At 63.9% G+C, this 11,043-nt stretch carries 14 protein-coding genes; 8 read left to right on the forward strand and 6 right to left on the reverse strand.

Annotation, left to right across the window (positions count from 1 at the left end; translation table 11 throughout):
• The 3 genes from CH294_RS00075 to CH294_RS00085 all read left to right on the forward strand — a co-directional run.
• On the forward strand, positions 1 to 898 hold an 898-nt coding region (locus CH294_RS00075; RefSeq protein WP_141216422.1), incomplete at its 5' end, for a biotin/lipoyl-containing protein.
• Positions 899 to 964: 66 nt separating this feature from the next.
• Positions 965 to 1,390, forward strand: coding sequence for a DUF1707 domain-containing protein (locus CH294_RS00080; RefSeq protein WP_032404814.1), 426 nt, complete (start codon positions 965 to 967; stop codon positions 1,388 to 1,390).
• On the forward strand, positions 1,387 to 2,073 hold the full coding sequence (locus tag CH294_RS00085; protein ID WP_094736675.1) for a haloacid dehalogenase type II: 687 nt from the start codon (positions 1,387 to 1,389) through the stop codon (positions 2,071 to 2,073). Before CH294_RS00080 ends, CH294_RS00085 begins: the two co-directional genes overlap by 4 nt.
• A gap of 12 nt (positions 2,074 to 2,085) precedes the next feature.
• On the opposite strand, the gene CH294_RS00090 is transcribed toward CH294_RS00085, so the two are convergent.
• From CH294_RS00090 to CH294_RS00100, 3 genes are read right to left on the reverse strand one after another with little or no spacing between them, the layout of a single operon-like run.
• The gene (locus CH294_RS00090; RefSeq protein ID WP_170944537.1) at positions 2,086 to 2,655 is read right to left on the reverse strand and encodes an AAA family ATPase; all 570 of its coding nucleotides are present in this window, start codon (positions 2,653 to 2,655) and stop codon (positions 2,086 to 2,088) included.
• Positions 2,656 to 2,696: 41 nt separating this feature from the next.
• Positions 2,697 to 3,332, reverse strand: a complete 636-nt coding sequence (locus CH294_RS00095; protein WP_032404812.1) for a class I SAM-dependent methyltransferase — start codon at positions 3,330 to 3,332, stop codon at positions 2,697 to 2,699.
• Between the two features lie 29 nt (positions 3,333 to 3,361).
• The gene (locus CH294_RS00100; protein WP_094608000.1) at positions 3,362 to 3,763 is read right to left on the reverse strand and encodes a VOC family protein; all 402 of its coding nucleotides are present in this window, start codon (positions 3,761 to 3,763) and stop codon (positions 3,362 to 3,364) included.
• A 166-nt stretch (positions 3,764 to 3,929) separates the two neighbouring features.
• Here CH294_RS00100 and CH294_RS00105 point away from each other — a divergent pair, with 166 nt between their 5' ends.
• On the forward strand, positions 3,930 to 4,454 hold the full coding sequence (locus CH294_RS00105) for an alpha/beta hydrolase (protein ID WP_032404810.1): 525 nt from the start codon (positions 3,930 to 3,932) through the stop codon (positions 4,452 to 4,454).
• On the opposite strand, the gene CH294_RS00110 is transcribed toward CH294_RS00105, so the two are convergent.
• Entirely contained in the window at positions 4,445 to 4,981 is a 537-nt protein-coding gene (locus CH294_RS00110; protein WP_037156228.1) for a nucleotidyltransferase family protein, read from the reverse strand. The genes CH294_RS00105 and CH294_RS00110 overlap by 10 nt on opposite strands.
• Positions 4,982 to 5,156: 175 nt before the next feature.
• Here CH294_RS00110 and uraD (CH294_RS00115) point away from each other — a divergent pair, with 175 nt between their 5' ends.
• Genes uraD (CH294_RS00115) through pucL form a run of 4 tightly spaced genes read left to right on the forward strand, consistent with a single transcriptional unit; the run spans position 5,157 to position 8,820 of the window.
• Positions 5,157 to 7,061 carry a 2-oxo-4-hydroxy-4-carboxy-5-ureidoimidazoline decarboxylase gene (uraD, locus tag CH294_RS00115; RefSeq protein ID WP_094736676.1) on the forward strand — a complete coding sequence of 635 codons (1,905 nt, stop codon included), beginning with the start codon at positions 5,157 to 5,159 and terminating at the stop codon, positions 7,059 to 7,061.
• A gap of 10 nt (positions 7,062 to 7,071) precedes the next feature.
• A complete protein-coding gene (uraD, locus tag CH294_RS00120) occupies positions 7,072 to 7,575 on the forward strand; it encodes a 2-oxo-4-hydroxy-4-carboxy-5-ureidoimidazoline decarboxylase (protein WP_094736677.1) in 504 nt (167 codons plus the stop codon).
• A complete protein-coding gene (gene uraH / locus CH294_RS00125; protein WP_094736678.1) occupies positions 7,572 to 7,898 on the forward strand; it encodes a hydroxyisourate hydrolase in 327 nt (108 codons plus the stop codon). Before uraD (CH294_RS00120) ends, uraH begins: the two co-directional genes overlap by 4 nt.
• Position 7,899: 1 nt before the next feature.
• A complete protein-coding gene (gene pucL / locus CH294_RS00130) occupies positions 7,900 to 8,820 on the forward strand; it encodes a factor-independent urate hydroxylase (RefSeq protein WP_094736679.1) in 921 nt (306 codons plus the stop codon).
• A 10-nt stretch (positions 8,821 to 8,830) separates the two neighbouring features.
• On the opposite strand, the gene CH294_RS00135 is transcribed toward pucL, so the two are convergent.
• On the reverse strand, positions 8,831 to 9,463 hold the full coding sequence (locus CH294_RS00135) for a DUF2461 domain-containing protein (RefSeq protein ID WP_094736680.1): 633 nt from the start codon (positions 9,461 to 9,463) through the stop codon (positions 8,831 to 8,833).
• 9 nt (positions 9,464 to 9,472) lie between these two features.
• On the reverse strand, positions 9,473 to 11,041 hold the full coding sequence (locus tag CH294_RS00140) for a PucR family transcriptional regulator (protein ID WP_249304951.1): 1,569 nt from the start codon (positions 11,039 to 11,041) through the stop codon (positions 9,473 to 9,475).
• Positions 11,042 to 11,043 lie beyond the last annotated feature (2 nt).

The raw sequence follows: 11,043 nt of genomic DNA on the forward strand, positions 1-11,043 counted from the left end.
CCTGCAGGTCGAGCATCCCGTCACCGAGGAAACCTCCGGCATCGACCTGGTGCTGCAACAGTTCCGCATCGCCAACGGCGAAGAACTCTCGATCACCGACGATCCGGAACCGCGGGGGCATTCGTTCGAGTTTCGGATCAACGGCGAAGACGCCGGCCGTGGGTTCCTCCCCGCACCCGGACCGGTCACCACCTTCACCGCCCCCTCCGGCCCGGGAGTGCGCGTCGATTCCGGTGTCGAATCCGGCAGTGTGATCGGTGGCCAGTTCGATTCGATGCTCGCCAAACTCATCGTCACCGGAGCCACCCGCGACGAAGCCCTCGCGCGTTCGCGTCGGGCGCTCGCGGAGTTCACCGTCGAAGGCTTGGCGACGGTGATTCCGTTCCACGCTGCGGTGGTCTCCGATCCGGCGTTCATCGGCGACGGCGAGTCGTTCTCGGTGCACACCCGGTGGATCGAAACCGAATGGGACAACCAGGTACCCCCGTTCACCGCCGGGCAACCCATCGACGAGGACGAGGTCCTGCCGCGGCAGTCCGTCGTCGTCGAGGTCGGTGGCCGCCGCGTCGAGGTCTCGTTGCCCGGGGAACTGTCCCTCGGCGGCAACAGCGGCGGCAGTGCCGGAGCGGTGCGGCGTAAGCCGAAAGCCCGTACCCGAGGCGGTGCCGGAGCAGGCGCGGCGTCCGGTGACTCGGTGACCGCACCGATGCAGGGCACCGTGGTCAAGGTCGCCGTCGAAGAAGGCCACACCGTCGAGGCAGGGGACCTCATCGCCGTCTTGGAAGCGATGAAGATGGAAAACCCCGTCACCGCCCACAAAGGCGGCACCATCACCGGCCTGAGCGTCACCGCAGGCGACGCCATCACCCAAGGCACCGTCCTCACAGAAATCAAATAACGACATATCGGTAGCGATGCGAAGTTCGGCTCATATCCAGGCCTTGGATGGCGTTACCCTGTAGCGATGTCCGAGCTTCCGGAAATTCGTATCGGTACTGCTGATCGGGAAAAGGCGCTCGACGCGCTGAGCCTGCACTTCAGCGAGGGTCGCCTCACGGTCCCCGAGTTCGACGAGCGCAGCGCCACTATCGCGTCCGCCACGACGCGCGGGGAGCTCGACACGGTATTCGTCGACCTCCCCGCCGCGTCGGCGCCGTCGCATACGCCTGCTCGGCCTGGGCAGTCGCCTGCTCCGGCCGAGGCCGGCGGCGGCCTCGATTGGCGTGCAGTGGTCATGCCGCTGGTCATCTTCGGTTCGTTGGCGTTGTTCTTCCTCACCGATTTCGAAAGCAAGTGGCTCTTCTTCCTCCTCATCCCGCTCGCCGGTGCATTGTTGTCCGCAGGCGGACACTCGAAGAGCCCGAAGAAAAAGAAGAAGAGGGAGCGTTGAAGGCTCTCCTGTTCGATGTGTTCGGCACCGTCGTCGACTGGCGTACCAGCATCGCTCGCGACGTCCGAACTCAGTGCGGGCCGGATGTCGACAGCTGTTCCTTCGCCGACCGTTGGCGCAGCATGTACCAGCCCGCGATGGAAGAGGTTCGGTCCGGTCGCAGGCCCTTCACCCGGCTCGATGTACTGCATCTGGAATCGCTCCGAGTCGTCCTGTCGGAGTTCGACATTCGGCTGGCCGAGGATCGCATTGCCGCGTTGAATCAGGCGTGGCACCGATTGGATCCCTGGCCGGATTCGGTCCCCGGACTCACCCGGCTTCGCACCGAGTTCATCATCGCCCCGCTCTCGAACGGGAATATCTCACTGCTGCTCGACATGGCCAAGAACGCCGGACTGCCGTGGGATGCAATCCTCGGCGCAGAACCGGTCCGGGCGTACAAGCCCACCCCCGACGCCTACGTGCGTACCGCGGATATTCTGGGCCTCGAGCCGAGCGAATGCATGATGGTGGCCGCGCACAACAGCGATCTCGTCGCGGCAGCCGACTGCGGGTTCGCAACGGCGTTCGTCGCGCGTCCGCTCGAACACGGACCGGGCCAGACTGCCGACCTCGTTGCGGAGTCGGACTGGACCTACAGCGTCGACTCGATCGAGTCTCTCGCAACGCAACTTCACTGTTGACGTTCGGCTGCCTCAGCTCGACTCGGTCGGAACGAGGCGCTGCGCAATCCAGGCGTTCACTTCCCTGTGTGACTCGAACCGTACGATCGTCAACTCCGGACGCCGGAGGCTGACGTGACGCACTCTCTCCGCAGTCCGAGGGTACGTACGCCATGCCCATCGGATGATGTGGTCACGGTCGAAGAAGATGCGGTGCAACGGCGGCTCGACGTTACCGTTCCACAGTTCGCGCCTGCCGAAGCGTCGACGCAACGTTCGAATCACGATCTGCCGCATCACCGTTCGACGTGGCAGATCGAGCCACAACATCAGATCAGCACGATCGGCGAGGCGATCCCGCACAGCATGGTACTGCCACTCGGTGACCCACGACGGGCGCGCAATGAACTCCTCCACGTCGGACTCGAAAGTCGCCCGCGGCGTCCAATTCGGCCCGTGATAGAGGCTGTCTATCTCGATGTGTTCGATTCCCAGAAGCGATCCGAGACGAGCGGACAGCGTCGTTTTGCCGGAACCGGACGTCCCGGCAACGACGATCCTCGAGGGGCGACGGTATACCGCATCGTTCGGTCCGAGAATCACGGAGACGACTGTAGCGGCCACCACCTTTCGCGGTCTCGACGCTACCGGTCGTCGCGTTTCGCGGTGTTCGCTTTGCGGGCCATCAGATACGCCTGCGGTGTGGGCTCGTATCCCACTGCGGCCCGGTGCACTCGAACGTCCACCGCGAAATTCGCATCGACGAGATCGGCCACGATCGCATCGGGGTCGAGTCGGTAGGCGTCGTACGAAACCGAGTGTCCGTAAACCTGTTCGAGCCGTACTCGCTCGTTGCCGGATTGGAACGCGATCAGCAGCAATCCCCCCGGTGTCAACACTCTGTTCAATTCGGCGAATATCGCCGGCAGGTGCTCGAGAGGAGTGTGGATGATCGAATACCAGGCAACGATCCCGGCAACCGAGCTGTCCGCCGCAGCCAACGACTCCATGGATCCGACGCGGAATGTCAGATGCGGGAATTCGCGTCGAGCAACCTCGACCATGTTCGGCGACAGGTCGATTCCGGTCACGTCCAGGCCCAGCTGATGCAGGTGCTCGGTGATGCGGCCGGAGCCACAACCGACCTCGAGAACCTCGCCACCCGGCACCCGGTCGGCAAACGTCGCCAGGAGACCGAGCTCGAGATGCCGACCGTCGAGTTCGTGACGAACGAGGTCCGCGTAACTCTCGGCAACAGTGTCGTAGGCGGTCCTCGTCATCGAAACATGCTGTTGCTCGGCCACGATCGCTACGGTACCGGCTCACCCTGCGGGGTCAGGTACGAGTGCGTCAGCATCTCGAAGAAGTGGCCGGTGGGGTCACGGAAATACACTCCGCGGCCACCGTGCTCGGTGTTGACCGTTCCTGGTTCGGTCATTCGGGGGTCGGCCCAGTGTTCGACATCGTTGTCCGACAGCCTGGCGTAGGCCTCGTCGAACAGGTCCTCGCTGACCCGAAAAGCGTAGTGCTGGAACTGAATGTCTTCCACCGGTGGTTCGGCGAACTGGATCAGCGTGCCGTCGGTGAGTTGCACGTTGACGAACGGCCCCCACGACGGAGCCTCGGGTAAGGCGAACAGTTCACGAAAGAACGCCGCCGATGCAGAACTGTTCTTCGCAGGAATGATGGTGTGATCGAACGAGATGGACAACCGCTGCCTCCTGGGCAGTACGACGCCTCCATGCCTGACGCAGTCCGTCATCGACACGCGACGCTGCCGTCGACAATTCCAGGCGCGGCGGTCCGGGTCAACCGGTGATTTTGCGGTGGCCGGTCGGTCTTCTTCGTATGACCGATCTCGAGGAAAGGGAAGCATCGTGGTTCGTCGACTTCTGTTCGTTCATGGTGCCGGCGGATTCGTCGACGACGCGGAGCTCGCGCACGGGTTGGCCGGGGCTCTGCGTCTCGACCTTCGTATGCCGGAGCTGTCCGACACAGCCATGGGTTTCGAGGACTGGGCCGAACCGGTTCGGCAGCACCTGGATCGGCTCGGACCGGCGGATTCGGTGATCGCGCATTCCTTCGGCGCGTCGATCCTCGTCCGGGTCCTGGCAGAACGTCGCCGGGATCGGCCCGTCCGGGCTGCTCTACTGGCGATGCCGGACTGGACTCCGCGTGGGTGGGACGTCGCAGACTACGCATTCACCGAGCCTGAGCCCGAGACCGACCTGACACTCGTCCACTGCCGGGACGACGACGTGGTTCCCATTTCTCACCTGGCGCTGAACTCGAAGGCTCTCCCGTCTGCGACAGTGGTCGAGTTCCGGACCGGTGGTCATCAGTTCGACGGCATGATCGACGCCGTTGCCGCCGAGATCCGGAAGCACGGCAACTACCGATAGTCGTGATCGATTCCCGTTGCCCACTGCGAGCATTCGACGGCACTCACGTCGTCGCGGCCTTTCAGGAAGCCCCGGGCACCGAAATCGCCCGACGCCGATGCCGCGGCCGCCTCGAAATGACGCCGCGCCAAGACGACCGGATGACCTGGGCGGCCGTCGAACACCGCCCTGGCGAGACCGGTTCCCCGCGCAGCATCGAGCACTGCCCGCACCACCTCGGCTCCGACGTCCGGGGTATCGACCACGTGCACCACTGCGTAGTTCGCGTCCGACGCCGCCGTCAGCCCCGCCTCGAACGACGCGCTCATTCCTTCTTCCCACCGGGGTGCATGCACGGCGATCGCGCCGTCGGGGACAGGGGCATGGGCCGCGCCCAGCACCACGATCACGCGGTCACAGCCGCCGTCACGCAATGCCTGCACTGCCGTACGAAGCCACAGCCCGTCGTGGGCGAGAACCTTGGGCGATCCGTATCGCGTTCCGGCACCGGCGGCGAGCAGCACTCCGACGGCAAGGTCCGACACGATCGCTCCCTTCACTGGTGGGTGGAGTCTTGGATGTTCGCACAACGTCCACGTCGAGTACGCCCCGAAGTTTGTGCGCGCTCGACTAGCGAGGATAGGCGTGATGGCTGATTCTTAGTGCACTTCTCCTGCAGCGTCGCAGGAATCCTGCCCTGTTGCTTCCGCGAGGTGCCCACCCATGTCCGTCAAGCCCACCACACGCAAACGTGTCCATCCTGTCGATGAAGTTCTTCCTGTTCCGAAACTTGCCGCGTACGGGTTCCAACACGTCGTTGCGTTCTATGCCGGTGCCGTGCTCGTGCCGATCATCATCGGCAGCGCGATCGGACTGACCAACGAACAACTGATCCACCTGATCAATGCGGATCTGTTCACCTGCGGCATCGCGTCGATCATTCAGTCGGTCGGATTCTGGAAGATCGGTGTCCGCCTACCGCTACTGCAAGGCGTGACGTTCGCCGGTGTCTCACCGGTGATCGCAATCGCGATGGCGAACGGCGGCGGCACCGAGGGGTTGCTGTACGTCTACGGTGCCGTCATCGTCGCCGGTCTCGTCACGTTCTTCATGGCGCCGTACTTCAGTAAGCTGCTGCGCTTCTTCCCACCGGTGGTGACCGGTACCGTCATCACGATCATCGGTGTGGCGCTCCTCCCGGTGGCCGTCAACGACGCGGTGACCAATCCCGCTACTCACGAACAGGACCCGACCAACGGGCGGTGGATGGCGTACGCGATCGGCACACTGCTGATCATCGTGTTGATCCAACGGTTCTTCAAGGGATTCATGGCCACCATCGCCGTGCTCCTGGGCCTCGTCATCGGCAGCGCGGTCGCATTCGTGTTGGGAGACATGAACTTCGACGGCACCTCGGAAGCATCGTGGGTCGGTTTCACGCAGCCCTTCCTGTTCGGGGTGCCCAAATTCAGTGTCATCGCCATCATTTCGATGATCGTCGTCATGCTCATCATCGCGGTCGAAACCACCGGCAGTGTGTATGCGACGGGTGAGATCGTCGGCAAGCGCATCAAGAAGGACGACATCGCAGCGACTCTGCGCGCGGACGGCGTTGCCACCGTCATCGGCGGTACGTTCAACTCGTTCCCGTACACGGCCTTCTCGGAGAACGTCGGCCTGGTGCGCCTGACCGGTGTGCGCAGCCGCTGGGTGGTGGCCACGGCAGGCGGCATAATGATTCTGCTGGGCCTGCTGCCCAAAACGGCAGCCGTCGTGGCATCCATCCCGCCGCCGGTGCTCGGCGGAGCCGCGCTCGCCCTGTTCGCGACCGTCGCCGTGGTCGGAATCCAGACCCTGTCGAAGGTGGATTTCACCGATCACCGCAACCTGATCATCGTCGCCACGAGCCTCGGGCTCGCGATGCTCGTGACGATTCAACCGTCGGTCTCCGAAGGCGTGCCCGATTGGCTGGAGATGTTGTTCGGCAGCGGCATCGTTCTGGGCGCTGTCTCCGCGATCGTGCTCAACGTGCTGTTCTTCCACATCGGCAACCGCGGTCAGGCAGTCGCCGGCGGTCCGGGTAAGGGCATCACCCTCGACCAGGTCAACGAGATGTCCTCCGAGGACTTCGCTGCCACGTTCGGCAGCTTGGTGCAGGGCACTCCGTGGGTTGTCGAGCGCGCGTACCAGCAGCGGCCTTTCGCCGATGCTCACGGTCTGCGCGAGGCGTTCCAGGAGTCACTGCTGGCCGGCACCACCGAGGAGCAGATCGAGCTGATCAACAGCTATCCCGATCTCGGCAGCGAAGACGCCACCGGCACCCTCAACGCCGCCGACCACGTGGGACTGTCCAACCTCGAGGAGGACGAGCACGACAACATCGTGCAACTCGCCGCCGAATACCGCGAGCACTTCGGCTTCCCGCTGGTGATCTGCGCGCGGGAGACCGAGCGCTACGATCGAGTCCTGGCCAACGGTTGGTCGCGCGTCGAGAACGCGCCGTCGGCAGAGCGGTCGTTTGCGATGATCGAGATAGCCAAGATCGCGAACTACCGATTCGACGATCTTGTGGCCGATGCCAACCCGATCGCGGCCGCGCGGTTCGGTCGCATCAACGACTTCAGATAGTGAGCGCGAGTTGCTACACGAATGGATAGGGCTCGACGGGTTCAATCGGCTCAGTGATCGACAGGCGATGCACGCACTCTACGAGTGTTGCGCATCGTCGATCTGGGCCCGTCGGGTCGCCCAGGGCCGCCCGTTCGACAGTCGAGATCTGCTCTTGGACAGAGCAGATCGAGTGCTCGCCGAGCTACCCGAAGCCGAGATCGACCATGCGCTCGACGGCCATCCCCGAATCGGCGGCAAGGCCGACAACCCGTCGTCGAAGCGCGAGCAGGCGGCGGTGACGACCGCCGGCACCGCGGTGCTCGAGAAATTGGCGGCGGGAAACCGTGCGTACGAGGAGAAGTTCGGCCATGTCTATCTGGTGTGTGCCACCGGCAGGTCCGCAGAGGACCTGCTCGCTACCCTCGAGGAGAGGCTCGACAACGATGCCGAAACCGAAAGACGGGTGCTCCGCGTGGAACTGGCCAAGATCAATCGAATTCGCCTCGGCCGCATGCTGGGTCCGGAGCAGTGACCGGGCTGTCGACGCACGTACTCGACGCCACCTCGGGAACACCGGCGGTCGGGATGCGGGTGCGGTTGTTCCACCCCGAGAAGGGCGAGATCTCCACCGCCACCACGGACGGGGACGGACGCATCGGTGAAGTAGTGCCAGGGCCGATCGATCCGGGCGTCTACCGCCTCTCGTTCGACACGGGTGACTACTTCGAGGCAACAGCGACACCGAGTTTCTATCCCGAGGTGTCGATCTCGTTCACCGTCACCGATCCCGATGCGCACTACCACGTGCCTTTGTTGTTGTCCCCCTTCGCTTATTCGACCTATCGCGGGAGCTGACATGACCGATTTGACCGGCAAGATCGTCCTCGGATCCAATCAGTACGGCAAGGCGGAGAACCGCGTGGTGCGGATCTATCGAGACTCGCCGCGGCACGAAATCCACGACATCAACGTCTCGAGCGCGCTGCGCGGCAACTTCTCCCCCGCGCATCTGGTGGGTGATCAGTCCAACGTGCTGCCCACCGACACCCAGAAGCAGACTGCGTACGCGTATGCCAAGACCAAGGGCCTACTGCACCTCGAGAGTTACGGTCTCGATCTGGCTCGCCACTACGTGGACGACGTCGAGCCCGTCGACGGTGCCCGCATCGAACTCGAGGAGTATGCCTGGGCTCGAGTGGTCGTCGACGGCGTCGAGCACGATCACACCTGGACGCGCAAGGGCGAGGAGATCCGCACGTCGGCGGTGACCGTCGAAGGCAAGGGCGATGCCCAGCGAACGTGGGTGATCAGCGGCTTCAAGGAGATGGTGATCCTGAAGTCGACGGGTTCGGAGTTCCACGGCTTCCTCGAGGACGACCTGACCGTTCTCGAGCCCACCACCGACCGCGTCATGGCGACGTCACTGACGGCGCAATGGCGTTACACCACAACCGATGTCGAGTGGGACGTGGTGTACGCGGGCGTGAAGGCCGCCATGATCGAAAGGTTCGCCAATCTGCAGTCCTTGGCGTTGCAGCAGACGCTGTACGCCATGGGTGAGGCAGTGCTCGAGAAGTATCCGTTCATCGCCGAAATCACCATGTCCGCACCGAACAAACATCACTTCGTCTACGACCTGGGCAAGTTCGGCATCGAGAACAATCTCGAGGTGTTCAACGCCGACGATCGTCCGTACGGTCTCATTCAGGCGACGGTCGAACGCGAGGATGCCCCGGATGCCGGAAGTGCCTGGCGAACGTACTCTGTCGTCGGATAGATCGCTGCGCTCACGTATGCAGCGCCGCAGACCATTCCACCAAGGGGGTCAGGGCACGCCAGGCGTCGCGCACCTTCGTCGCGGCCTTGGCTGTCTCCAGCCAGGCGGGTGAGCCGAAATGCTTACCCGCGGTGAGTGACTTGTGGCGCAGAAGGTCGATGCGCGGGTGATCGAGCTCGTATCCCCGCGGCTTGGTCTTGAGCTTGTCTCCGCCGATCTCGTATCCGGCCTTGGTCAGCGTCGCCAATATCCGCTCGAGCTCGGCCCCGCGCACATCGTCGTCCACGGTGCGGCGGTAGCGGGCAACACCGTCGGTCGAGGAGTTGTAGAAGCCGCCGGCGACGAACAGTCCGGCGGGGTCGATCTGGACGTAGTAGCCCAGACTGTCGCCGCGAGCGACGAATCCGCCCTGATGAGTCTTGTACGGGGTCTTGTCCTTGGAGAAGCGAACGTCACGGTAGGGGCGGAAGACCTTGGCAGTACCGAACTCCGGTTCCAGCGTCGCGAGCAACGCCGTCATCGGCCCCTTGACCGCGTTGTCGTAGACCGCTTTGTGCTCGTTCCACCAGAGCTTGCTGTTGTCGGCTTCGAGGTCCTCGTAGAAGTCCAACGCAGCAAAGGGGATCCCGGTGAAGCCAGTCATAGATCGATCTTATGCCGCTCCCGTGGCCGACGGCCGAGGGATGGATTGCAGAGCGAGGTAGACGTCCAGTCTGTCCTCGGTGGAGCCCAGGTCGCGGCCGAGCAATTCCTCGACACGCTTGATTCGATATCGGACGGTGTTGAGGTGCACATGCAACGAGTCGGCGGTTCGGTTCCAGGATCCGCCGGTGGCAAGAAACTCACGAAGTGTGTCGATCAGACCGGCGTCGGCGCGCCGGTCGTACTCGAGCAGGGGTGCCAGAACATGCTCGACGAAAGATCGACGCACGTCGTCGGGCAGTGCCGACAGCATCGACACTGCCGAGGTCAGCTGCGCACCGGTGGTGACAGTGACGGGGCCGGTCCCCTGCCTGCTCATGTCGAGGGCGTGCCGGGCCGAACGCAGCGCGCCGTCGATGGTGAGACCGGTGGCCTCCGAGCTGACACCCACGAGCAGGCGACTGCGGCCGATACCGGAACCCAAGCGGGACAGTCGGGTTCGGAGGGTCTGCGCGATGTATGGATCCTCGGTGTTCACGATCGCGACGATGTCGCCGTGTGTGCTGGCACCGACGCAGCCGCCACCGAAGGAGGTCAGAGTGTCGCTGAGCACTGTCCGCAGCATCTCGCGCAGATCGGCTTTACCGCTGTGCACGATCCTGATGACAACCAGCGGACGGTCTGGATCTACGGCTGCCTGACGCAGCCGAGTCAGCGCCTCGGGCCTGGTGCTGTCGGCTTCGATCAATGCCACGGCCTGGTCTGCTATTTCGCGGCGAACCAGCCGTCCTTCCTCGCGTCGAGCACGATCGAGGGCGGCGATGGCTGCCAGCTGACCGAACGCGTCGGAGATCGCTGGAGGGAACGTGTCTCTGTCTCCCGCCACCGCGAGGAACCACCGCGTGGTTCTCTGCGCGAGCGACGGGCCGATTCCGAAGATGCTGTACGGCTCACCGTCGCTGAGAGTTGTTGTTGTGGGTAGCCTTTCGGAGGACAGCGCGGCGTGCGTCAAGGTGTCGACGTCGGCATCGGAGAACGCGACGACTTCGGCAACCAGCCGGCGTCCGGTAGCGGTGAAGATCAGGCATGCCATGCCCGTTTCCCTGGAAGTGTGCAGGGCCAGCTCGTCGAGGGCCCTACCGTCTGCGACCGCGGTCAGCAGTTGGCGGTGCCGAACGAGGGAGCTGTTGAGCGAGGCGATTCGATCACCGGTGACTCTCCCGACGAGAAACTCGGTGACCTCGCCGAAGGAGACGTTGTCGGGTACGGCGAGCAAGGGCAGTCCGTGCCGCTCGCACGCGTCGATCAGATCCGGTGGAATGTGGCCGAGCAATCCCTCCCCCGCCGCCAGTGCCGAGGCACCGGATTCTGCGACCGCCCGGACGAACACCTCGCTGTCGGCCGGCGTTCGACGCCACACGAGGCCGGTGATGACCAATTCACCGCCGGCGATGTAGCGCGACGGATCCGGCAGATCGGTGGTGTACGTCCACCGCAACGTGCGGTCCAGAGCGTCCGGGTCGGAGGTGAGCAATCGAATGCAGAGCCCTGTGGCGTCGAGCAAGTCCTTGACCTGCACTG

Origin of the sequence: Rhodococcus sp. 14-2483-1-1 (genome assembly GCF_002259335.1) — a bacterium.
Lineage (GTDB): Bacteria > Actinomycetota > Actinomycetes > Mycobacteriales > Mycobacteriaceae > Rhodococcoides.